Source organism: Lonepinella sp. BR2474, from assembly GCF_051851555.1.
Lineage (GTDB): Bacteria > Pseudomonadota > Gammaproteobacteria > Enterobacterales > Pasteurellaceae > Lonepinella.
This window is the reverse complement of sequence record NZ_JBPDVH010000003.1, coordinates 173879-197539: the sequence shown is the minus strand read 5'-3', so window position 1 is coordinate 197539 and position 23661 is coordinate 173879. Positions and strand designations below refer to the sequence as shown.

General features: G+C 41.6%; 23 protein-coding genes and 2 tRNA genes. 8 read left to right on the top strand and 17 right to left on the bottom strand.

The annotated features are described in order from the left end of the window. Nucleotides 1–9 precede the first annotated feature (9 nt). From dcd to ACTG7Q_RS05955, 3 genes are read left to right on the top strand one after another with little or no spacing between them, the layout of a single operon-like run. Complete coding sequence (dcd, locus tag ACTG7Q_RS05965; protein WP_439241884.1) at nucleotides 10–591, top strand: dCTP deaminase; 582 nt, start codon at nucleotides 10–12, stop codon at nucleotides 589–591. 4 nt (nucleotides 592–595) lie between these two features. Then, entirely contained in the window at nucleotides 596–1918 is a 1323-nt protein-coding gene (locus ACTG7Q_RS05960) for a hypothetical protein (RefSeq protein ID WP_439241882.1), read from the top strand. Next, complete coding sequence (locus ACTG7Q_RS05955) at nucleotides 1918–3093, top strand: sugar transporter (protein WP_439241880.1); 1176 nt, start codon at nucleotides 1918–1920, stop codon at nucleotides 3091–3093. Before ACTG7Q_RS05960 ends, ACTG7Q_RS05955 begins: the two co-directional genes overlap by 1 nt. Before the next feature lie 59 nt (nucleotides 3094–3152). On the opposite strand, the gene ACTG7Q_RS05950 is transcribed toward ACTG7Q_RS05955, so the two are convergent. The 4 genes from ACTG7Q_RS05950 to ACTG7Q_RS05935 are packed head-to-tail and all read right to left on the bottom strand — an operon-like array spanning nucleotide 3153 to nucleotide 9934. Next, a complete protein-coding gene (locus tag ACTG7Q_RS05950; RefSeq protein WP_439241878.1) occupies nucleotides 3153–4370 on the bottom strand; it encodes an MFS transporter in 1218 nt (405 codons plus the stop codon). A gap of 11 nt (nucleotides 4371–4381) precedes the next feature. Then, nucleotides 4382–6154, bottom strand: a complete 1773-nt coding sequence (locus ACTG7Q_RS05945; protein ID WP_439241876.1) for an ABC transporter ATP-binding protein — start codon at nucleotides 6152–6154, stop codon at nucleotides 4382–4384. Beyond that, on the bottom strand, nucleotides 6151–7911 hold the full coding sequence (locus ACTG7Q_RS05940) for an ABC transporter ATP-binding protein (RefSeq protein ID WP_439241874.1): 1761 nt from the start codon (nucleotides 7909–7911) through the stop codon (nucleotides 6151–6153). The genes ACTG7Q_RS05945 and ACTG7Q_RS05940 overlap by 4 nt, the downstream gene beginning before the upstream one ends. A 13-nt stretch (nucleotides 7912–7924) precedes the next feature. Beyond that, on the bottom strand, nucleotides 7925–9934 hold the full coding sequence (locus ACTG7Q_RS05935) for a TonB-dependent receptor (protein WP_439241872.1): 2010 nt from the start codon (nucleotides 9932–9934) through the stop codon (nucleotides 7925–7927). 168 nt (nucleotides 9935–10102) lie between these two features. Here ACTG7Q_RS05935 and ACTG7Q_RS05930 point away from each other — a divergent pair, with 168 nt between their 5' ends. Next, nucleotides 10103–10684, top strand: a complete 582-nt coding sequence (locus ACTG7Q_RS05930) for a TetR/AcrR family transcriptional regulator (RefSeq protein WP_439241870.1) — start codon at nucleotides 10103–10105, stop codon at nucleotides 10682–10684. A gap of 69 nt (nucleotides 10685–10753) precedes the next feature. Here ACTG7Q_RS05930 and der read toward each other — a convergent pair whose 3' ends face one another. The 4 genes from der to dnaQ form a co-directional block, all read right to left on the bottom strand. Then, nucleotides 10754–12301: a ribosome biogenesis GTPase Der gene (der, locus tag ACTG7Q_RS05925; RefSeq protein ID WP_439241868.1), complete on the bottom strand. Its 1548-nt coding sequence runs from the start codon at nucleotides 12299–12301 to the stop codon at nucleotides 10754–10756. A gap of 152 nt (nucleotides 12302–12453) precedes the next feature. Further along, nucleotides 12454–12530 (bottom strand) — tRNA-Asp (locus tag ACTG7Q_RS05920). 34 nt (nucleotides 12531–12564) lie between these two features. Continuing rightward, nucleotides 12565–12641: transfer RNA gene (locus tag ACTG7Q_RS05915), tRNA-Asp, on the bottom strand. A gap of 77 nt (nucleotides 12642–12718) precedes the next feature. After that, entirely contained in the window at nucleotides 12719–13501 is a 783-nt protein-coding gene (gene dnaQ / locus ACTG7Q_RS05910) for a DNA polymerase III subunit epsilon (protein ID WP_439241866.1), read from the bottom strand. Between the two features lie 55 nt (nucleotides 13502–13556). Between dnaQ and rnhA the strand changes: the two genes are divergently transcribed. Then, a complete protein-coding gene (gene rnhA, locus ACTG7Q_RS05905) occupies nucleotides 13557–14018 on the top strand; it encodes a ribonuclease HI (protein ID WP_439241864.1) in 462 nt (153 codons plus the stop codon). A 141-nt stretch (nucleotides 14019–14159) separates the two neighbouring features. Further along, entirely contained in the window at nucleotides 14160–14639 is a 480-nt protein-coding gene (locus ACTG7Q_RS05900; RefSeq protein WP_439241862.1) for a Dps family protein, read from the top strand. Between the two features lie 51 nt (nucleotides 14640–14690). Here the strand turns inward: ACTG7Q_RS05900 and mtgA are convergent, their stop codons facing one another. The 6 genes from mtgA to ACTG7Q_RS05870 form a co-directional block, all read right to left on the bottom strand. Next, the gene (mtgA, locus tag ACTG7Q_RS05895) at nucleotides 14691–15434 is read right to left on the bottom strand and encodes a monofunctional biosynthetic peptidoglycan transglycosylase (RefSeq protein ID WP_439241860.1); all 744 of its coding nucleotides are present in this window, start codon (nucleotides 15432–15434) and stop codon (nucleotides 14691–14693) included. After that, nucleotides 15418–15720, bottom strand: coding sequence for a trp operon repressor (trpR, locus tag ACTG7Q_RS05890; protein WP_439241858.1), 303 nt, complete (start codon nucleotides 15718–15720; stop codon nucleotides 15418–15420). Before trpR ends, mtgA begins: the two co-directional genes overlap by 17 nt. Before the next feature lie 32 nt (nucleotides 15721–15752). Next, on the bottom strand, nucleotides 15753–17855 hold the full coding sequence (locus ACTG7Q_RS05885) for a transglycosylase SLT domain-containing protein (protein ID WP_439241856.1): 2103 nt from the start codon (nucleotides 17853–17855) through the stop codon (nucleotides 15753–15755). After that, nucleotides 17836–20007, bottom strand: coding sequence for a YccS family putative transporter (yccS, locus tag ACTG7Q_RS05880; protein ID WP_439241854.1), 2172 nt, complete (start codon nucleotides 20005–20007; stop codon nucleotides 17836–17838). The genes ACTG7Q_RS05885 and yccS overlap by 20 nt, the downstream gene beginning before the upstream one ends. Before the next feature lie 26 nt (nucleotides 20008–20033). Next, entirely contained in the window at nucleotides 20034–20489 is a 456-nt protein-coding gene (locus ACTG7Q_RS05875) for a YccF domain-containing protein (RefSeq protein WP_439241852.1), read from the bottom strand. 72 nt (nucleotides 20490–20561) lie between these two features. Further along, entirely contained in the window at nucleotides 20562–21227 is a 666-nt protein-coding gene (locus tag ACTG7Q_RS05870; RefSeq protein ID WP_439241850.1) for a curli polymerization inhibitor CsgI-related protein, read from the bottom strand. Between the two features lie 123 nt (nucleotides 21228–21350). Here ACTG7Q_RS05870 and ACTG7Q_RS05865 point away from each other — a divergent pair, with 123 nt between their 5' ends. Beyond that, nucleotides 21351–21623, top strand: coding sequence for an acylphosphatase (locus ACTG7Q_RS05865; protein ID WP_439241848.1), 273 nt, complete (start codon nucleotides 21351–21353; stop codon nucleotides 21621–21623). A gap of 187 nt (nucleotides 21624–21810) precedes the next feature. Beyond that, entirely contained in the window at nucleotides 21811–22239 is a 429-nt protein-coding gene (locus tag ACTG7Q_RS05860) for a TOBE domain-containing protein (RefSeq protein ID WP_439241846.1), read from the top strand. A gap of 94 nt (nucleotides 22240–22333) precedes the next feature. On the opposite strand, the gene ACTG7Q_RS05855 is transcribed toward ACTG7Q_RS05860, so the two are convergent. Genes ACTG7Q_RS05855 through ACTG7Q_RS05845 form a run of 3 tightly spaced genes read right to left on the bottom strand, consistent with a single transcriptional unit; the run spans nucleotide 22334 to nucleotide 23558 of the window. Further along, a complete protein-coding gene (locus tag ACTG7Q_RS05855; protein ID WP_439241844.1) occupies nucleotides 22334–22711 on the bottom strand; it encodes a hypothetical protein in 378 nt (125 codons plus the stop codon). Nucleotides 22712–22721: 10 nt separating this feature from the next. After that, nucleotides 22722–23093 carry a hypothetical protein gene (locus tag ACTG7Q_RS05850; protein WP_439241842.1) on the bottom strand — a complete coding sequence of 124 codons (372 nt, stop codon included), beginning with the start codon at nucleotides 23091–23093 and terminating at the stop codon, nucleotides 22722–22724. Then, entirely contained in the window at nucleotides 23094–23558 is a 465-nt protein-coding gene (locus tag ACTG7Q_RS05845) for a YccF domain-containing protein (protein ID WP_439241840.1), read from the bottom strand. It lies immediately after the preceding gene. Nucleotides 23559–23661 lie beyond the last annotated feature (103 nt).

The following is a 23661-nucleotide window of genomic DNA, read 5'->3' as shown; positions in this document are numbered from 1 at the left end:
GCAAACCAGATGCGATTATGTGATACCGATATTGAAAAATACCTTGATGAGGGCGTGATTTCCTTAACGCCACGTCCAGATAACAGCAAAATTAACGGCGCCACCATTGATGTGCGGTTGGGCAATTCATTCCGTGTGTTTCGTGAACATAGTGCGCCTTTTATTGATGTGAGTGGCCCAAAAGAAGAAGTGGCGGCTCAACTGGATTTGGTCATGAGTGATGAAATTATTATCGGCGAGGGTGAGGCTTTTTATTTGCACCCTGGTGTGTTAGCCTTGGCCACCACCTTGGAAAGTGTGAAATTGCCTGCCAATGTGATCGGTTGGTTAGATGGGCGTTCTTCCTTGGCGCGTTTAGGGTTAATGGTGCATGTCACGGCGCACCGTATCGACCCCGGTTGGGAGGGGAAAATTGTGTTGGAATTTTACAATTCAGGCAAACTTCCTCTTGCGTTACGTCCAAATATGGTGATTGGCGCCTTGAGCTTTGAGATCCTAAGTGGCCCTGCGGCTCGCCCTTATACGAGTCGTGAAGATGCCAAATATAAACATCAACAAAGTGCGGTGGCGAGCCGTATTAATCAGGATTAACGCCATGCTAAAAAAAATAAGTGCGGTACTTTTTTTGACAATTTTTGCGTTTTTTACTTTGCTTTATGTGCAAAAGGGAAAAATAGAGCAAAAATTCACCGCACTTTTAGCGGAAAATGCGGTGCAAAGCCGTCAAGTTGAATTTCATTTTTTCCCACCTGTTGCCGTAGAATTAAAGGATGTTCGCTATGTTTTTGGCGAAAATCAGCAACTTTTGGCACGATCTTTACGTGCTGAATTGAGTCTATGGCATTTGTTGCAAGGGGAAATGAATTTACAGGCTTTTCAGCTAGAGCAAGGGCAGTTATTTTATCATCAGTTGGCGTCCCCTGATTTAACGGCGCTAGATGTACAACTTCACCCTGAGGCACCGCTTTCTTTGCAAGATTTATCTATTTGGCTAAAATCTGTTCAAGAAAATCAACTCAGGTTGCCGAATGTTAAGATCCATTTATCGGCAAAAACTGCACAACAGGATCACATTACGCTCAATTCGAAATTCTCCGTAGCGTCCAATCAAATCCATTTTTCCGATTTAGATAGCCAATTAAACTTGCAGAATAAACGCTTGTTTAATCAAGATAAATTAGTATTCCACGCCGAGCAAGGTGAGTTGATTTTTCAGCCTCAACAGGATGAGCTTATCTTGATTCAGCCAACCTTTAATCAGATTAAATGGGATAAAATTCAAACCGATATTGACCGTCAGGTGGATTTAACCATAAGGTTCAACGCCGAACGGCAGGCAGATCAAGCCAGTCTATTATTGGTATTGGATAAGCAGCAAGATCAATATGTGTGGTCAGCCAATGGCAAAAATTTAGGCTTGGAAAATTGGCTAACCGCTTTTAATATTCCCGAATTGACTATTGGACGAGCCAATGTCGATATGCGCTTAATCTCTGATGAATGGTTACCTAAGCAAGGGGATTTTTATATTGAAGTCGTAGATGGCAAAGTGAAAGGCGTCAATATTTTGACCTTGATTAGTCAATATGTACCAGTTAATTTTGATGAAAACAGTCAAAATATGGATACGTCATTTGATTTTGCACTGGCTAAATTTCACTGGCAACCGAGTTTTCTTCAAGTGGAAAAAGCTAAAATTCAACATCGTTATTTTGTGTTGAATACGCAAGGTCGGGTGGAGTTCAGCCAAAATCGTTGTGATTTTAATGCGGCTATTCATAGCCCTGATCCTCGCTATCAATCGTTGGCATTGCCCGTGCATTTTTTTGGTAACTGCCAGTCGCCAGAATACAAAGTAGACATTCAGCGCAATTTCCGTGATCAGCTCAAAAATTTCATTAAAGAGAAATTAAAATAATGTTATCCCCTAAACAAGCCGAACGTATCGGCTATTTTCGTGTGGTGGCCATGGCCTTTGCTGCTTTTGTGTTTAACACCACCGAATTTGTACCCGTCGCTTTGTTATCAGACATTGCCAATAGTTTTGCCATGGAGGTGGCAGAAACGGGGTTGATGATCACGGTTTATGCGTGGATCGTCTCTTTGGCCTCCTTGCCGTTAATGTTAGCCACTGCAAAATTAGAACGGCGAAGTTTATTGCTCAAAGTCTTTGTGTTATTTGTAGCAAGCCACGTGTTATCCGTGTTAGCTTGGAATTATTGGATCCTATTGTTGGCACGTATGGGCATTGCTTTTGCTCATGCCATCTTCTGGTCAATTTCCGTGGCCATGGCCATGCGAGTGGCCCCAAAAGGCAAACAAACCCAAGCGCTTGGTATGATTGCTATGGGATCGGCTATGGCCATGGTATTAGGTTTGCCGATAGGGCGAATTATTGGTCAATGGTTAGGTTGGCGAGCCACTTTTGCGGTGCTTGGTGTGGTGGCATTTGCGATCATGTTGGTATTAGCAAATTTATTACCACGTTTACCGAGCCGAAATGCGGGTTCCTTGTCAAGTTTACCGTTATTAGCAAAACGCCCGTTGTTAATTGCGACCTATATTGTGGTGATGTTGATTGTCACCGCCCATTTCACCGCTTACAGTTACATTGAACCTTTTGTGATGAATATCAGTCAGTTAAGTGAGAATACAGCCACCTTGATTTTGTTAGTTTTTGGCGTGGCAGGCTTTATCGCCAGTTTTTTATTCAGCCGTCTTTATCGTTTTTTCCCAACGGGTTTTGTAATCGTGGCACTTACCATTATCACCAGCGCATTGCTTACTTTTTACCTTGTGAGCGATTATGTTACCTTACTGTTCGTGCAAATCTTCATCTGGGGTATTGGCATATCCGCCATGACTTTGGGCTTACAAATGCGAGTATTGCAGTTAGCCCCCGATGCCACTGATGTTGCTACCTCCATTTTCTCTGGGATTTATAATATTGGGATTGGCACAGGGGCGTTAGTGGGTAATCAAGTCATGCAACATTGGGGATTGGCAAATATTGGATTTGTAGGATCGGCTGTGGGGGACGTAGCGGTGTTGGTGTTTGTGTTGAGTTATTTGAAATATCGTACAAAAAATTAATGAAAAAAACCGCACTTTTTTACTATCTCATTAAAAGTGCGGTTAAAATTTTTGCGTTTTTATTGATCATATTTCTTATACGCCAACCACCAAACCGCCACCGCAAACAGCGTAGCAATCAAATAAACCCCATGATAATCAATCACATCAATTAATCGGAGAGAGAAAAATCCACTGATATAAGTACCTAATAAAATCATGGTGAATTGCAAGGCAGTGTCCACGGTTGGGAACACGGCTTTGTCCATTAACATGGTTAATAGCAAGGCGAATAAAATGCTGTATCCTGCACTTAACAAAATAATCGGCAAGGAGAACAAATAATCCTGATAGATTAAAGAGTCCTCAAAATAGAAACTGAGTACCACGGGAATTTGTAGAAATAAGCCCCATGTTAACAGGGTTCGGCGGGACAGTTTTTTCAGTAACGGCACACTTAACGGGGTGAAAATAATGGACACCACAGGAATCACAATGCTCAACATAAAGCCGATTTGTTGCGGTTGCCAGTTTAGGCTGGAAAGTTTGGGTACAAAACTGCTGGCGAGCAGACTGTAAGGCACGCAAGAGAGGAATAAAATCACTAGCCACGCATAGCCCGTATTCGGTGCTTTCCAAAATTGGATCAAGCGTTTAAAGAAAAAGCCGAGGCTGTATTGGTTGGCGGAAATGGTTTCTGTATTGGTTTCCCGATAAAATAGCACTTGCAGAAATACGATTAAGGAAAACAGGCAAATAAATAAAATCGCCATATTCCAGCCATAATGTTGATAAATAAACAAAAATAAGCCACCGCCAAGCATTCTGCCTAATCTTGTGCCGATAATTTGGAAAACCCCGCCGTAGCCACGTTGATTTTCAGGCAGCAGGATCACGGTTAAGCCTAAAGTAGCACAGCCGAAGATGACACTCATTAGGCTTAAACAAGCACAGATTAACATCAATAAACCAAAATTCTGTTGTGGATCAATAAAATACAGCCATAAAAAGGAAACAAATAACAAACCGCTGGACAACAATAACCATGTTTTAAATTTGCCGACCGATTTAAGATAAAATTTTTCCAATAACGGCGTGATGACCACTTTAATCACTTCAAAAATAGATAATAAATAAATCCAGCTAATCAATTTGAGATCCATATTTTGGTCTTTTAACACCGTAATCAGCCCGATCATATAAAAGCTGATAATAATAAATTTAAAATTAGAGGCGTTAAACAATAACGCCCATTCTTGCCAACTACATTGTCTATTGTTGTTCAGAGTATTCTCCATCTTTTGTATCCTTATTCCTTAACCTGTTTCCGCCAAAAATCGGCATAAATGCCTTGTTGGGCTAATAATTCCTGATGTGTGCCATGTTCGGCAATGCCGCCGTTATCCAACACATAAATCTGGTTGGCTGCCACAATGGTGGATAAGCGGTGGGCGATAATCAAAATGGTTTTGTCTTTGACCAAGGCATTCAAGGCTTGTTGTACAGCGAGTTCGTTATAGGTGTCCAGTGCGGCGGTGGGTTCGTCTAAAATCAAAATCGGGGCATCTTTTAAAATCGCTCGGGCAATGGCTAAACGTTGTTTTTCACCACCTGAAAAATTCGTGCCAATATCAGCAACTTGGGTGTGATAGCCTTGTGGAAGTCGCATAATAAAGTCGTGGCATTGGGCAAGTTTGGCGACTTCAATGACGGTGTCGTCATCGGCATCAGGTTTTGCCATGCGAATATTGTTCAAAATGCTGTCTTGGAACAAATACACATCTTGAAACACCACGGAAATTAGTCTCATTAACTGGCTTTGGCTCATGTGGCGAATATCCATGCCACCAATTTTAATGCACCCTTGTTCAGGATCGCCATGTCGGAGCAATAATTTTAACAAGGTGCTTTTGCCACAACCGCTACTGCCCACAAAAGCCGTCAGCGTTTTTTCGGGCAAGGTGAAATCTATCTGATTTAACACCGCACTTTTTTGCGTTGGATAAGTAAAACTGACCTGTTCGTATTGAATATCATAATTTGTTGGCAAAGTTTCTGCCGTTTGTTCAGGCAGTTCGGGCAGGCTCATTAAGGCTTGTAATTTTTCACTGCTGATCATAAAAATTTCCAGCAACGATGCCATTTGCACAAAGAAATTCAATACATCCGCAATGCGGGCAATCATCACCATCACGGTGGCTAACATTAACCAATGCACCGATCCTGTGGTCACCCAAATCGCCCCGAGCAATAAAATCACCAGCAAGCCGAATTGTACGGTGGAGGTGATAATCAAATTGGGGATTTCGCCTTTTTTCGTGCCGATACGTTGAATCACTGCCACATCTTGCGCCACTTGATTAAACAGATTTTGTTTGTCCGCCAGTTGCAAGGTGGATTTCAGCACCGTCAACCCTTGGGTAAATTCCACCGCCTCGCCTTTGAGTTTGCTATTGGCCTCGGCTAAAATGCTGAACCCTCGCCGAAAGGCTTTTCTACGCCATAAATAAAGGGGAATAATTAACGGGAAAATCAGCACAATCAACAGGGCGAATCGCCAACCGCCCTCAAAAAAGCACAGGCTTATCGCCGTTCCCAAGGGAATCAGCATGGCGTACAGAATAATCGTCATCAACATAAAGGCGAAATTTGCCGCTTCGTTGATACTTTGCACCAACACCGCATTAATTTCACCTGAACGCAAGGCATTCAAAATAATCAACGGCACACGGCGGAGTTTTTCGCCCAGTTCGGTGCGTAATTGATACACGGCTAAATGAGAATAGCCTTTGGTGTCGTAGGTTTCCGCTTGCATGCGTAACAACATGGCGAGCAATAATAACAGCATGATAACGCCCAAATAAGCATAGGGTTGCGTTTTATCCGCTTGTTCTAGGCTAAGAAAAAACGGATAGAGTAGGGCAATGGCTACCCCAAACAGTAAGGCGGAAATGGCGGTTAAGCCCAAGCCGATAAGTAGTTTTCCTTTTTGATCCGCAGCGCTATTCAATAAATGCAACAAAGAGGTTCGCAGATCTTTGCTGTGAAAGGTGTCTTGGTTAATGTAATGGTCTAATTTCATGGGGTTGCCTCCAAACTCGCCCCTAAAACCCAATGGCTGGCTTGTTGGTAAGATTGCCATAATTGCTGATAAACGGCAGATTGCTCAAGCAAATCTTGATGTGTTCCCTGTGCCACAATTTGCCCTTTTTGCAGATAAATAATTTGATCGGCGTTGACCACATTATTTAACCGATGTGCCACCATGATCACGGTTTTGTTGTGCATTAAGTTTTTAAACGCTTGCATTAATTTGAGTTCATTTTCCACATCAGAATACGCAGTGGGTTCGTCTAACAGCAAAATCGGGCGATTTTGCAAAAAGGCACGGGCAATGGTCAAACGCTGTTTTTGTCCGCCTGACAGCAGTTGCCCACGTTCGCCTACGGAGGTTTGATAACCTTGTGGCAGGCTCATAATAAAATCGTGAATATGGGCTTGTTGGGCAGCGTTGATCATGTCCTGTTCCGACACCTTGTCTAAGCCGTAACAAATATTTTCCGCAATCGTGCCTGAAAATAAAAAATTATCCTGAAACACCACGGAACACAGCGACATTAATTGTTCAGGGGCAATTTGTTTAATATTCACGCCACCAATACAGATTTCACCACTGCTGACATCCCAAAATCGTAACAATAAACTAAGCAAGGTGGTTTTGCCTGAACCCGATTCGCCGATAATCGCCGTAAAGCTATTTTGTGGCACGGAAAAGCTCATATTATTTAAAAGTGCGGTGTTTTTTTCGAGAGTTTTTTCTGTTTCATAAGCAAAATTAACCCCTTTAAACGCAATATCAAAGTGGCTCGGTAATTGTGGATTATCACTCACGGGTAAACTTGCCATAGTTTCAATGTCGTTAATCCGTTCAATGGAGGCACGGGATTTTTCCATTAAATGAAACAAGCCCATATAAGGGTGCATGGTTTCAATTAAGCCCGTGGCTAGCACAAAAAAGGCAAACAAAGTAAAAATGGAAATCACGCCTTGCCAATATAACATTGTGCCGAAAGCGAGCAGGAAAATCATAATTGGCATGGGTGTAAACAAAATACGGTTGAGGCGAGCCGCCCATTTCATGGACTGCAACCAGGTTTGGATGACCTGATTAAAGTGAATCAGCGACTGTTGAAAACGTCCGTAGGAACTTTCGCCCGCATCAAAGGTGCGAACCGTTGCCATGCCTTGCACATATTCAATAATGGCACGATTCACTTGGGTTAACGCCAATCCATATTGACGGCGAAAAGGTTGGCTACGGGACATCATGAGTTTCAAAATGAACAACATGGCTAAACAGAACAATAATACCGACAAGGCAAATTGCCAGTTCAGCCAACTGAGGGCGAGCAAGACAAAAATCGGCGTGCTGTAGGCTTCCGCTTTTAAGGGCGGTGCATCAGCGACAAAAGCATGTAGTGCTTGCACATCATCAATTAAGACTTTGGATAATGCCCCCGATCCCATGGTTTGCACTTCGCCCAATGGCAGGCTACCGATTTTTTGGGATAAACGTTCACGCAAGATTTTTTCCAGTTGGAACGCCGAATAATGAGATTGATCGTGAGCTTTGATTTTACAACTGTAATGTAATACCGTCAGCACAAACAAACCGAGCAAATAAAACAGCGGAAATTGTTGCTGTCCCACGTCGTACACAATGCCAATCATTAACAACCAAATTAATAATTTCATCAGTTGGGCGAGGCTCGCCAATAGCATGGAAATACGCAGTTGTTTTTCCACTGGACGGCAAATTTCCGCGTGTTTTATGCTCATTTTTTCCCCTTAGTTAAAAGCGTAATTCGGTGGAAATACCATATAAACGGGGTTGTAATTGTTTTGCTCCCGTGTATTGATCTACAAAAACAGTGGAGTGATCGTTAAAGATATTATTAGCAAATAACATCACTCGTCCTAGCTTGAAGTTATAGGCTAGATAAGCATCAGTATGGGCGTAAGATGACACTTTACCTGTTGCCGTGTTGCTAGTGTTGGAGTAATAACCGTCGGTAAAACGTGCATCTACGCCCATTTCCCAACCTTTCGGCAAGGTATATTTTGTGCCTAGGCTCAAGGTGTAATTTGGTGAACGGCTTAATTTGTTGCCCTCATAGGCTTGATGTTGGCTATATTGTTTAATTTTGGTTCTTAACAAACCGAGTGAGGCGTAAAGATCCCAATTTTCAGTGGCGTGCCAATTTAAACTCATTTCTGCCCCGTAAGTGATCGCTTTTTCAGCATTATCAATTTGGCTACCATAGAGTAATTGCATATCTTTATAGCGGTTGTAGAAGACATTAGTGTTGAGTTCAAAGCGTTTATCAGAACTTAACCAACGGTGATAAAGCTCGTAGTTCCACACATATTCAGGATCGTATTGATAGCTGACAATCGGCGGGAAAAAGGTAACTGCCGCACCGCCCGGGTTATAGCCACGTCCCACTTTCACGCCTAAACGATGTTGTGAGTTTGGTTTCCATGCCACATCAATTTTCGGTAAAAAGACTTTATCAGTTTTATCACGATTAATCACAAACGGATTGTTACCGCCGTGGCGAGTATGGTGTTCTTGTTCATAACGAGCGGATAGGGTGGCATCAAACCAATCTTGCGAATAGGTGATTTCGCCGAAAACCGCTTTGGTGGTGCTTTTGTCGTCAAAGTTATGTCTGCCGCCATAAAGTGGGTGCATATCTACCCATTCATCATGTTTGGATTGGAAATAATAGGCCCCAATCAAACCAGAATAAGGGTTGTCTGGAGATTTAAATTTGAATACAGGTTCAATTTGAATATCGTGTCCTTCAAGGTAAGCAGGGTTGCCTCGTCGTGTTGGCGGAGCGGATAGGCGGTCATTAGTGTATTTGGTGTATAACACTTTATTTTCCCATTTCCAACTGTCGGATAGTTGTAATCCTGTGTCTAAACTAAAATGATGTGATGAATTTTCCCACACCGGCATTTCCCCTGTGCCACTTGCTCCCTCGGCTTGCGGTGAGCGAGAATCAATGTAGTTGTAGGTCAATTTTGCATAAAAATCAGGGAAAGCAGACGGCAGCCACAATAATTTGGCACGAATGGTATCGGTTTTAAATTTGCGTGGGTCGCCAGCTTCGGCATAACTCGGCATATCCGCAAAACTCGTCCGCCCTTGACGTTCCGCCGACAAACGGAATAACAATTCATCTTTCACCAATGGACCTGACAACATCAACGCATATTGGCGGTAATTTTGATTACCGAAACTCAGTTTGGCAGCTCCCTCAAATTCATTGGTTGGATCGTTGGAGGTCATAATCACTGCCCCTGCAATGGCATTCCGCCCTTGTGCATAGCTTTGCGGACCACGATAAATTTCCACCTGTTTCATATCCCACAAGGATTTTGTACCGAACGCCAATTCGTTGTAATTGGTAGAACGCCCGTCAATAGACACATTCAAACGTGGACGAGAACCACCGAAAAACGCCACGCCGCCCGTGGCTTCGCCAGCACTGTTAATCCCCCGAATGGTCGGCAACTCATTGCCTACGCCCGTATCTAAAATATTAGCCGTTTTTTGCAATAACGAGGCAATGGAAATTTGATTGGCTTTTTCTTTGAAATCTTTATCGGTATGCACCGCAAGGCTTGAGCTTGTTTCGTGGGTAGAGCGTTCAAATTTTTCGCCCGACACCACAATTTGCTCTAATTGATTTTCATTGCTGACTGTCTTTTCTGCCCCAAGTGCGGTATGATTAAACGCCATAGAACAGACACCAACAAGCAATATTGGATGTGTTTTAGATGATCTACTCATAATTAAAGTTCCTTCTGAAAAGTTGATCTGAGATTTAACGTTTACAAATTTCGTTTATAATTACGAATATTGTAAACTTAATACAAATTTTGTAATTTTGCAAATGATAATTTATATCATTTATATGTTTTTTTATTGGAACAGTGATATTTCAAATAGGGTGGGGAAATGGATAAACAAGATTTGATTAAAAATTGTACAATAAGACTTTTTTCTCAATATGGCTGGGAGCGTGTTTCCGTAGGGGATATTTGCCAACAAGCAGGCATTAGCCGAGTGACATTTTATAAATATTTCAAAAATAAAAGAGAGTTAATCAAGCAACTTTTCTTAGATCAAATTGTTGAAATGAATCAACAATTTGAACAGTTAATTGTGGATAAATTGCCCCTCGATCAAGTGATTCATGCCATGCTCGACATGCAAAAACAAGCCATGACAAAACTCTATTCGCAACCCATGGTGTATGATTTGCAACATCATAAGGACAAAGAACTCACCGAATTTTTTGCTCAACTAGAACAGCAAAAATACCAATTTATGCACTATTTCTTCGCCCAATTACAGAAAAATCGCATTATTCGTGATGATTTCCCCGTGTTACTGATAGAAGTCTTTATCCGCAAAGTGGACGAACTAAAACGTGATTCCGAACTCGCCGAATGTTATCAAGGCAAAGAACAGCAATTTTTAAAAGATGTGTTGAGTTTGTTGATGTATGGGATTGCCGCACGGCAAAGGGAGGAGTGAAGTGAAGTGGATTGGATAAAAGTGCGGTGCAAAAAACGTCAATTTTTTGCACCGCACTTTTTTGTTTCCCTACCGTTTTGACTTCTTAATAAACTTCATCAACCGTTTCCGTTTGCGTAATTGGGTCGGCGTGAGTGTATTGCGTTTGCCTGCAAAGGGGTTATTGCCCTCTTGGAATTGAATCCGAATTGGGCTGCCGATAATTTTTAGGCTACGGCGGTAATAGTTGGATAAATAGCGTTTGTAACTGTCAGCCAGTTTATCCATTTGGTTGCCGTGTACCACAATAATTGGTGGATTGTAGCCACCAGGGTGAGCGTATTTGAGTTTAATACGGCGACCATTTGCCAGTGGTGGTTGGTGTTCTTCCGTTGCCATTTGTAAAATACGAGTGAGTAGGGAAGTGGTCATTTTTTGGGTGGCACAAGCGTAAGCCTCTTGCACCGATTCAAATAAATTGCCTACACCACTGCCGTGTAAGGCAGAAATAAAATGTACACGGGCGAAATCAATAAAATCTAAACGACGATCCAGTTCGGATTTGACCCGATCTTTGACTTCTTGATCTAAGCCGTCCCATTTATTCACCACAATCACCAATGAGCGACCTGCATTTAAAATAAAGCCCAATAACGATAAATCTTGATCGGAAATGCCCTCTCTAGCATCAATGGTAAGCAACACGACATTGGCGTCTTGAATCGCTTGTAAGGTTTTGATCACCGAGAATTTTTCCACGGTTAAATGCACTTTGCCCCGCTTGCGTACGCCGGCGGTGTCGATAATGGTGTAATGTTGCCCGTCACGCTCCATTGGGATATAAATACTGTCCCTTGTGGTACCCGGTAAATCATACACCACCACCCGATCTTCGCCTAAAATGCGGTTAGTTAGCGTGGATTTGCCGACATTTGGACGACCCACAATGGCGATTTTGATGTTTTTATTTTCAGGCTGTTCGCTTTCTTCTTCAAGGGCTTCATCTAAAAGTGCGGTGTCATTTTCATCAGAAAAATCAAATTCGTTATCCCATTCGTCTTTTTCTGTTTCAGTATCTTCGTCATTTTCCACCGCAGTTTCGGTGGCGTTAAATTGAGCAGCGAATGGGGCAAGTACATCTTCAATTAATTGGGTTACGCCCCGACCTTGTGAGGCGGCAATTTGGGCTATTTCGCCTAGTCCTAATTGATAAAATTCGGCACAATGGGAATCCGCATCAATGCCGTCGGTTTTGTTGGCAACCACCACGGTGGTTTTGTTTTGGCGTTGGCGTAAATATTGGGCAATGCCAATATCTGCTGGCGTTAAACCCGCTCGAGCATCCACTAAAAACAGCACAATATCGGCCTCTTCAATGGCGAGTAACGATTGCTCGGCCATTTTTTCTTCCACGCCCTCTTCTGTGCCGTCAATACCGCCCGTGTCAATCACAATAAAATCAAAGCCCGCCACATGGGCTTGCCCGTATTTGCGATCTCGAGTTAAACCGGGGAAATCTGCCACTAAAGCGTCACGGGTGCGAGTAAGGCGGTTAAATAGGGTGGATTTGCCCACATTTGGGCGACCGACAAGGGCGATCACGGGAGTGGGTTGGGTAATTTCTGTTGTTATAGTCATAAAAACCTTAAATAATATATGAATTTGTAAGGGCGGACACATATGCCCGCCTCTACGAGAGTCTTTATATTTATTGACATTATAGCGGATTTTATTACAGATGAGAAATAAGCAATAAAAAAGCACCTAAAAAAACTAGGTGCTTAAAAGGTTGGCGGAATGGACGGGACTCGAACCCGCGACCCCCTGCGTGACAGGCAGGTATTCTAACCAGCTGAACTACCACTCCGCATCATAGGAGTTAAAATGAAAATAAAATTTGTTGGCGGAATGGACGGGACTCGAACCCGCGACCCCCTGCGTGACAGGCAGGTATTCTAACCAGCTGAACTACCACTCCGCACTGGTGAAACGCATAATAATAGCGAATGAATGTTCCGTCAACCCTTTTTTGCAATCTTTGATTTGCTTGCTTAATTAATGCACGGTTTCTGGACTTTCTAGGCTAGGGTTTAACCGTTTAACCCAAAGGCAGTTGTCTTTGCTCTTTTTATTAATCAACTTAATGTAATCTTGATGGGCTTGAATTTCATCTTCTGTCAGCATTAAAACAGGCAAATCTTGCCGAATATTCACCGCACTTTTTGTTTGTTGTGCGGTATTGAGAACATTGTTCTGGTTGTCGTTCTCCACATCATCAAATAGATTTTTTTGCCCCCCTGTCATGGCCAGATAAACATCACCTAGAATTTCCGCATCCAGTAAGGCGCCGTGCAAGGTACGTTTGCTGTTGTCGATATTTAAACGATCACAGAGAGCGTCTAAGCCGTTGCGTTTGCCTGGGTATTGTTTGCGTGCTAATTGCAGGGTGTCGGTGACCAAACAAATGTCGTCGGTTTTGATATTTAAATGATGTTTGCGAAATTCATAATCCATAAAGCCCACATCAAAGGGGGCATTGTGAATTAACAATTCGGCACCGCGAATAAAATCAATAAATTCTTGCGCAACGGCGTTGAAATCTGGTTTATCTTTCAGGTCATCATCAGTAATGCCATGAACTTTGATGGCCTCAGGATCCACGGGACGATCAGGTTTAATGTATAAATGTAGTTTGCGTCCAGTAAAACGGCGGTTAATCATTTCCACGGCACCGATTTCAATAATGCAATGTCCCTCGTAATGCGCACCAAATTCGTTCATCCCTGTGGTTTCGGTATCCAGTACAATTTGGCGATTGGTATCAATGTTCATTGTCATAATTTCTGTATCTTTGTTAGAATATTGGCTCTTATTGATTTATTTTAACAGATTTATGCAAAAACAAATTGAAATTTTTACGGATGGTTCTTGCTTAGGCAATCCGGGTGCAGGTGGCATTGGCGTTTTGTTGCGTTATAAACAGCATGAGAAAACCCTGTCGAAAGGCTATTTTAATACCACCAATAACCGCATGGAGCTGCGTGCGGTGATTGAGGCGTTGAATAGCTTGAAAGAACCTTGCTCGGTGATTATTGCGAGCGACAGTCAATATATGAAAAAGGGGATTACCGAATGGATTTTTAATTGGAAAAAAAACAATTGGAAAGCCAGTACAGGCAAGCCAGTGAAGAATAAAGATTTATGGGTATTATTAGATCAGGCTATTCAACGACATCAAATTCAATGGCGTTGGGTAAAAGGCCACGCAGGACATAGAGAGAATGAAATCTGTGATGAATTGGCCCGCCAAGGGGCGGAAAATCCGAGTTTAGAGGATGTGGGTTATCAAGATTAATTAATTTAAACGATTGAATGTTCATTTTTGATAGTTAAAAATAATCACACTAATTTGTTATATTGATTTGTGCTATCTATTGATCCTAACTATAATGCACACATCAACCAATCAATATTCACTTAACAAAAGGAAAATAATATGACAAACAGTATCGGTTTAGATAAAGCAACTTCAGCGAAAATTGCACAAGAATTAAATAACTTATTAGCCACTTATCAAGTATTTTACATGAATGTACGTGGCTATCACTGGAATATCAAAGGGGTACAATTCTTCTCATTACACGAAAAATTTGAAGAATACTATGATGATTTAGTGGAAAAAGTAGATGAAATCGCAGAACGTATTTTAACTTTAGGCTATACGCCAGTGCATGTGTTCAGCGAATACTTGAGCCAATCACGCATTCAAGAACACAAAAATGCCACCTCTGCACAAGACACGTTGCAAGGGACATTAAAAGGGTTTCAAACTTTGTTACAACAACAACGTGAAATTTTAGCTTTAGCGGGCGACGCTGAAGATGAAGGTACCGTCGCATTAATGGGCGACTATATCAGCACACAAGAAAAAACCATTTGGATGTTAAAAGCCGCTTGCGAAAGCTGCAACGCTTAGTTTTTTCATGTTATTAAAAATCTGGCCGCTCCTCAGAACGGCCAGATTTTTTTAATCCAATTTCTTCAAATAGCCTGTTCCGAGAGCATTCATTTGCTTTAAAATCCAAACTTGTTTACGTTTGGTCATGCGACCCGGTTTTAACACTTTAAAGCTAATGGGATTCGGTAGCACAGCGGCTAATAAAGCGGCCTCTTCTTTACTTAATTTTTTTGCGGATTTTTTAAAATAATATTGACTGGCGGCCTCCACCCCAAAAATTCCCTCGCCCAATTCGGCAATATTTAAATACACTTCGAGAATTCGTTTTTTTGACCACAGGGTTTCTAAGGTCAGCGTTACAGGTACTTCTAAGCCTTTGCGGATCCAACTTTGGCCATGCCATAAATACAGATTTTTGGCGGTTTGTTGCGAAATAGTGGAGGCTCCACGAATTTTATTGGAGCTTTGATTGTGGTCAATGGCCTTTTCAATGGCGTTTAAATCAAAACCATAATGATCGGGAAAACGCTGATCTTCCGCTGCAATCACGGCTAATTGCATATAGGGGGAAATCTCCTCAAGACTGACCCAATGTTGTTGAACAGAATAATCAAAATCCAGATGTAACCAATGGCCCAATTTTTGTTGGAGCATATAAGCCGAAGTGGGAATCGGGATCACACGTAATAACAGGGTGAGGAGGAGAAAGCCAAGTAAAAAACGCCACAAAAAGCCACCGCACTTTTGGCATAAGGTGGGGCGGGAGGTGCGGTATTTTTTGCGGGAAAATAATCGATTAAGGATGTTGCTCATCAATTTGTTGTTTCACCCAGTCTAAGAAATCTTGATCCATTAATTTTAGCATATTGGAGCCACGGGTGATAGTGGCGGCGCTAGTATTGAGATTTTGCTGAATTTCCCGTTGTGGAATGTTTTTATCCAGTAATTGAGCGACAATTTGTAAACGTAATCCCACCGCATCCCGTTCGTCCGCCGTGAGCAACAGGGTGAGTAATTCTTCGTCCTTACCTTGTGCCACCGCATGACGCAAGGTGTGAATAAAGGTACGCCACTGATCCATATTTCGGCTAATATACATGTTATACTCCCACACTATTAAACTAGTGCATATTAGTATAAACGATCTTGCTCAGTTTGGGAAAACAAAATTTGGGGTTGTTGCTGCAAAATTTGGTAATAGCTGTCGTAAGCCAACACATTTTGTACATAGCCTCGGGTTTCATAAAAAGGAATGGCGGCCACAAATTCTGCCATGGTCAAGGTGCCGTTGGATTTTTCTAACCAACGATCTACTCGGTTGGCGCCTGCATTGTAAGCGGCAGCAATCAAAATACGATTATCACCATATTTATCATACAGTTGCTGCAAATGCGCAGTGCCGAGCATGATATTATAAAAAGGATCAAATAATTGCTGTTCATCGCCATATGGCAACTGGGTTTGTTGTGCGGTCAGTTTGGCCGTGGTGGGCAATAACTGCATTAATCCTCGTGCATTGGCACTGGAGCTGACATTCGGGCGCCAAGCACTTTCTTGACGAGCAATGGCCATGGCAAAGGTGCGCTTGATCTGTTTGCCGTTTAAGTGTAAATCAAACCATTGACGATAAGCATTAGGCAAGCGTAGCGATAAATAGCCCCAAGCCTTGGCTTGAATGGTCGCCTCCACACTGAGATCGTACCAACCTTGTTTGGCAGCATAATCGGCTAAGGCTAATTGGTCGTTTTGTGACAGCGGCTTTAACAAATTCGCCCATTCGCTGTTCATATTACGGTCATCATGAAAATAACGCAGTTCGGTAATGCGAGCCAATACCTTAGCGAAACGTTTTTCCACGGTTTGATTTTCTGCCACCTGTTGCGTAGCTGCGTCTTTTCCCTGTTTGGCTTTACCGTTTGTTTTCTTTGTAGTGACGGGGGTTGGTTCTTCTACATTTAAGGTAAAGTGTAACATTTCTGGTTGGTAAGGAATGCCCAATTCCTGTGCTGCGAGCATGGCATAAAAGCTCCGTTGGGTAGAAAGTGCGGTTAAAATGTGCTGTTTTTTTTCAGGATCCGCTTGTTGGGCAATCCAATATTGCCATTCTTCTTTTTGTTGACTAGATACCGAAAGCAAATTTAGCCAAGGAGCAAGATCGGCTTTTTCACGAATGGCCAGACGAATGCGGCGTTCAGTGAGTTTATCGTCTTTCCATTGGGTTAACTGCGTATCTCGCCAGTGTTGAAATTCTGCATTCTCACTGTCAAAAAATTGGCTTAAATAGGCTTTTTGCCAGTCGGTCAGTTGGCTGCCATTAAGCTGAAACGCAGTTGCCCATTTTTCAAATTGGGATAATTGTTGGCTGAGATCAAGTGAGTTGGCGGGCAATTTTTTAATATAAGCTGGCACCGCCACGAGTAAAATTTGTGTATGTAACCCATTGTCAGGTGATAAGTTTTGCACCGCAAACATTGCATGAGGATCGGTGAATGCCAATGGATTGTTGCGTAATGACACTAAACCCGCCACCCATTGTTGGTTGGCCTCGTCGGTTAATTGTTGTTGCAAATGTTTAAGTAAATTGATATTACCTTGCTCAAAAGCCAATACCGCTCGTTGCTTGGCTAAATCGGGAGTTAAGCCGCCTTGCGCATGCCATTGGGCTAATATTGGATCGCATAGGCTAGGCAAGGATTTGCCTGTAAGCCAGAGGGCTGTGAGTTTGTTTTGGGGCAAGGTTGGTGCTGAAAGTGTGGTGTTTTTTTCGTGAGTTTTATCTGTTGTTTGTATTTGAGAGGATGTGGCATTTTCTGCTTGTAACAGTACACATTGTGTTGCGGTATCTTGCGGCAATGAATCCGCATGAGCTAAAATTTCTGTCCACTCTTGTTTGGCGATACGCTGTTTTAACCAGTCGCTTTTTAAGTGTTCGGCAAAGTTGGGATTGGGTTGATGGGGCTGATATGCCTCAATTTGTGCCAAAGTTAATTGCGTTTTGTTGGCTTGCAATAAGCGATATTCCGCATAAGGGAACAGCGGGTAATCTTGAATTTGCTCTAGCAGTTGTTGCGCCAGTTGTTGGGTCGGTTGACTGCTAGACTGGTTCAATATTTCATTAATTTTACCATAGATTTCACGTTGTATTTGACGTTGTTCTGCCAAATCAGCATGAGCCAAAAGAGGTAAGCTGAAGTATAATCCGAATAAGACTAGTTTAAACGGCAGTAATTTCATTGGGGCGATCCTGATTTGTCGGTGTTTGTACAAGGTGATAAAGCGGTGGCAACAGTTGTGCCATTAAATTGAGCTGTTGCATTGGCATATTAAATACCGCACGGCTTGGCGTGTCGTTGGTTTGTGCCAGACTGTTTTTAATGCCTTGATCGATTTGCTGAAAAAGTGCCTCAAATTGTACCGCACTTAGGCTAGGCAAATTATCTAATAGCTGAATAATTTTCTTAGCAATAGGGTAAAATTCACTGAGAAACAGGACATCTTGCGTGAGCTTTTGCATTTGCTCACGATAGGCACCCAAGGCAGAAATATAGCCTAAAAGTGCGGTGTTTAATTTTAATAATTCAAAGCCTTGTTGCAAATGGCGAGCGTATTTTTTCGGCTCATTGTTCATATTGCTGATGGTGGTGCTTAATCTTGTTGAGTTGTCATGGGCCTCACGTCGTACAATACGGTATTTCAAATCGTCGCCACGGCCAAATTGTAAATGGCTAATAATATGCAATAGATAATTAGCTTGGCTTTTGATCACCTGTTGGCTGACCTGATCAAGTTGCAAATATTTCCAATCCGACCACAAATAACTCACGGCAAACCATGCCAACGCAGTACCAATCAGGGTATCAATTAAGCGAGGCAACAAGGCGGCATACAGATCGAATCCCATAATATCAAAGCTGGCCAACACTTGAATGGTAATAAAAAAGGTTGAGAAACTGTAATTATTGCTACGGAAGAAATAAAACAGCGTACTGGCGATCACTACCACCGCCAATTTAGCCTCCAAAGTTGAGGTCATATAAGGCAATAGCGATCCCACAATCACCCCTAAAATGGTGCCGATAATCCGTTGTTTCAGGCGTAGTTTGGTGGCGGAATAATTGGGCTGACAAACAAAAATAATGGTCAGCAAAATCCAATAGCCCCGATCCGCTTGTAAGTGAAAATATTCCACCAACGCACAGCAGAAAAACACCACCAAGGACAAGCGCATGGCATGGCGGAACAGTTGGGATTGAAAGGTAAAATGACGGCCAATATGGCGTACAATTTGACGTAGCCCCGTGATATTTTCGGTGTAAATCGTGCGGGTTTCAGGTGTTTGTATAGGTTGCGAAAGGGATTGCAGTTGGCAATGAATATTATGCAAGTTATCGAGCAATGTTTTAATATGATGTAATGCTGAATTATCTTGGTGCTGTTGCGCATATAATTCAAAGGATTGACTGATCCCCTGTATGGCGCGTTCCAAACGGGCTTGTGGTTGATAATCTTGGGCTTTTTGCAAGGCATGGGCAATGTCTCGACAGGCTTGTGCTTGCAATTCTAACAGGCGTTGAATGCGAAAAATCAGATCGGCATTTTTAAGCTGTTCGGCCAAGGTTTTATAGTCAAAATGGCTTGAATTGGCGCATTCGTGGATTTCTTGCGCCGCCATATAATAACGGCACATTTTACTGGTGTAAGAATAGCGGTGATTATCTCGCATACGATAAAATAGTGCGGTGCGACATTCATTAAACACCTGAATTAACTGGCTATTTTTCATGGTTAAAGTTAATTGTTTGTTTGCCAACTGCTCAATATCATCAGGATCAAAAAATGCCGCTTTGGCATCCAAATAGGCCCCCAAGGCGACAAATGCCCGACTGACTTTTTCTTGCAAGGGACGGTGTGGAAAGCAAAGATGTACCGTGACGGTAATTACACTATATAACAGGGTACCGGCTAAAATCATTAACGGATTAATATACCAAGGCGTGTCTGGTATATAAGCGAGGGTGGTGTAAAGCGATACCACCAAAGTGCCAAACGCAATGGTGCTATAACGTTGTCCTACTGCGCCAATCATGGTGAATACAAAGGTCATGGCGGTCATGGAGAGGACAAACCAAATGCCCTGATTGAGAAAATATTGGGTGACTAAGGAAGAAATGGAAAAGGCAATCAGTGTATAAAAAATATTCTTTAAGCGACCAGATAAACGGTGATCTAAATCCACCAAACTGGCCGCAATCACGCCTAAAATTAACGGCATGCTTTGGTCGGTAATCTGCAATAACCAGATCAACACACAAGCCAGATTGACCGCAATGGCAATCGGCAAGATGGCAATGATTTTACTGTTGAGTTGAAGTCCCTTTTTTTGCATAGGATCGCCTTGTTCGCTTATTGTCCTTAGGCATTACGGCGTAAGGTAAATTCCCGCTCTGCTGCTTGCTGACGAGCAAACGCTGCTAATTCTTTGCTGACCACCCGTTGTCCGACGGGGAACAAGGAAATCGGCGCTAATTTAAAATGCGCTAGGCCAGTTGGAATGCTAACTAAACTGACACATTGGCCAATGCCCACAAAAATGTGCATTAAACATAGCCACCAACCGCAGAACACAAACCATACAATATTTAAGACTTTACCTAATACCTCTGATCCAGAATGAGCAGGCTCTAAATATTTCACATGCACAATATCATTGCCAAAAGGCACCAAAGACATTTTGGTGATTTCCCAACAGCTACGGGTATAAGGCAAGGTGACAATCAATATCGCACTGATCACCGTAGCCACCAACCAACCGAGTGTCACCGCAAAGCCACCGAGGACGAAATTGAGAATATTTAAGATAAACGCCATAATGCTTTCCTGTAAACAAAGACAAATGCCCCGTACGAAAGTACAGGGCGAGAGAAGATGCGCAAGGCAAGATTATTTTTGGTTTTTCACCCAATTTAAGAAACGTTGTTGGGTTTCTTTATCGGCTTGTTGATACCAATATTGCAACATTTGCTCTGCCGCATTTTCACCTTGTACGGTTACTTTACCTTTTTGCACTTTACCATTTGTACCCACAGTAGCAACGGTGGCTGGCAAGGTGGCGGTGGCTAAGGCAGGCACCGCAGCAACAGCACCAGAGGAATTGTATTCAGACAAATTCTCCACTAAGTTTACGCCTGGTAAAAAGCCTTCTTGTTTTAAATAGTCCTGTTTCACTGTTAAGGCTTTACCTGAGGCGGTTTTTACCGTAATGCTTGGATTTTGTTTAAATTGTTCCGCATCACGATCTGTGCCTAAGTGCGGTGCAGAAATTTGAATATCTTCGTTGCTACCTTGGAACGTCACCACAATAGGATCGCTTTCAAATAAACTACGATCAGATCCCTCACGCACAATTTCCGATACTCTCACCACCACTTGATGGGTATTGTTATCGTTAATTGTAAACGAACGCACATCTTTCAATAATGATTTACTGGCTTTTTGCCCATCAATGGCGAGAAAATCCAGATTAGATGAGGTCGTCACTACGCCAGCGAAACTGGCAGAACTGGCGAATAATGCGACGGCTGTAAGGGTCGCAAGACGAAATTTCATATTTACTCCTTTCAATAAATAGGATGGGTTAAAGTAACTGTTAATATGCTATGCTAATTTTGCTAAAATGGAAATAGCAGAATGCAAAAAAATTGATATTTTGTAAAAATAACAGAGGGATATATGGAAAAAATACAATTTACTGTCTATGGACGAGTGCAAGGTGTGGGATTTCGTTTTTATACATTGTTACAAGCGCAGAAATTAGGCATTAGGGGCTATGTGAAAAATTTATCTGATGGCGCCGTTTTAGTGGTTGCAGAGGGTAATCCAGAGCAGATTGAAGATATGGCGCAATGGCTCCATCAAGGTTCACCCTCTTCTGAGGTTAGTCGTGTGCTAACCCAGGCTTATGAGGGCGAGCGAGCATTTTCAGGTTTTGCGATTGAGCGTTAAAGTGAATATGGTTCACGAATGCTAAACCGCAGAAAAAAAGCGAGCAACGTGGGACGAAGCTCGCAAAACTTTACTACCTAATTTATTATCTTTTATTCATTATATATTTTTATATATAATGTTCAAGTGAAATTTTTCCGTTATAATGAAATTTGTGATTTATTATTTTAATTTAACAAGGAAAATTATGGCAATTAGTGCAAGAAACCAACTTCAAGCAACCGTTCAAGAAATTAAAACAGGCGTCACCACGGATGTGATCGAACTGGCTTTAGCCAGTGGCGAAAAATTAGTGGCGTCAATTACCTCGGAAAGTACTCAGCATCTTGGTTTACAAGTTGGCTCTGATGTGGTGGCGATTTTCAAAGCCCCCTCAGTGATGTTATCCACTGACAACGATTTGATCTTATCTTCACGCAACCAATTTGATGCAGTGGTGCAACAAGTTACCGATGGCGCAGTGAATGCGGAAGTGACGGTAAAAACCGCAGGTGGAGTAGAACTGACGGCTATTATCACTGAAACTAGCCTCAAGAATCTTGGGCTTGTGGTGGGTTCTCCAGTACGTGCGTTAATTAAAGCCTCACATATTGTGTTAGGCGTTAAACGTTCTTAATTATTCTATTGAATAAAAACGTGAGGTGATGATCTGCCCCCTAAATAGTTAGGCTAATACCAATTAAGTAGGGGGCAGACTTTATGACCAAATATTATTGTTTAAGCAACTGTGGAAGTGTGATTGCTTTTGTACACCAATCTGCACATTGGGGTGTTTCTTCATCAGATTCATTGGAATAATGGGTAACAATAATTACGCTCTTCAAGTTTTTATTATTTTTAACATTGGTTAAATTTTCTTTAGTTTTCTTTTCGCAATGCTTAAATGTGGAAATAATCATGGTATCTAGCGGTGGATCATATTGCACATCATCACGTAAACATTTTTCAACTTTGTCAGAAAATAGCCCATTAGGATATGAGATAGAAAAAGAATCACCATTCATACTATTATCAAAATCAATGGATTTTGAATGTGCTTGAATAGCAACAGTAGATAACAAAGTAGAGACTAAAATTAATTTTTTCATTGAAATTCTCCTATTCAAATCTTGCATTTAGATGGGGTAATTGATTGGTTTTAATTTGACATTCACGAATACCATAAATTGCGTCATCCATTGTAGCCGCAAAATTAGCGACAAATTTAATCATACAACGATCAAAATCATTGATATATTTTTCCGCTCTACCTGGATAATATGTTGCACCCCAACGCCCAGTCACGTGATAATTTGATGTGTTTTTAACTTTTACTTCAATTTTAACTTGATTTGTTAGTTCTTTGCTATCTTCGGGTGTCGCTTTTTCTAAAACTGCGTATTTGAAGACGGAAAGGTAACTTGTGGCAATAGAAGTTGATGAAATAGATATTAAAAACAAACCAGTTAAAATTAATCTTACGATTTTCATTTATTTCTCCTTGATATATTTTTTCATTTGTTCTTCTGCATTATGCTGATGAATAGCATTAGCAACCAAACGTGGAACACAAATTTTTTCAACAGGTTGAAAAATTGTGCTTAATGATTTTGCAAGGACAATAGCACAAGGAATACCAATAATTGAAAAGATCAAAGCTATAATTTGAATGATACTGATTAAAAGTAAAGGTAAGCCAATAAATGGAACGTAGATGATTTTTAACAAAAATCCATATAACTTCCACGCTTTATTTGATTCAAGATCAGTATCCGATTTTTTGATCATTTCATACTTGAACGGCAATAATAAAAATTTAGAATATTGAATAAGCCCTAAACCAATTGGTGCCCCAACAACTGTAATAGTTAGAATAGAACCAATAAAAAAACAAAATAATGCGTCTAGAAAGCCCAAAAAAGGAATGTGCCACAAGACATTAGCAAGTGCTCTCATAAGAAATCTCCATAAATGAATTTGTAGTTATTGGCTATTATAGATATAAATTTTATTGAATTCTAGCAACAAAAAATGTACATTATCACAACGATTTGTAGAG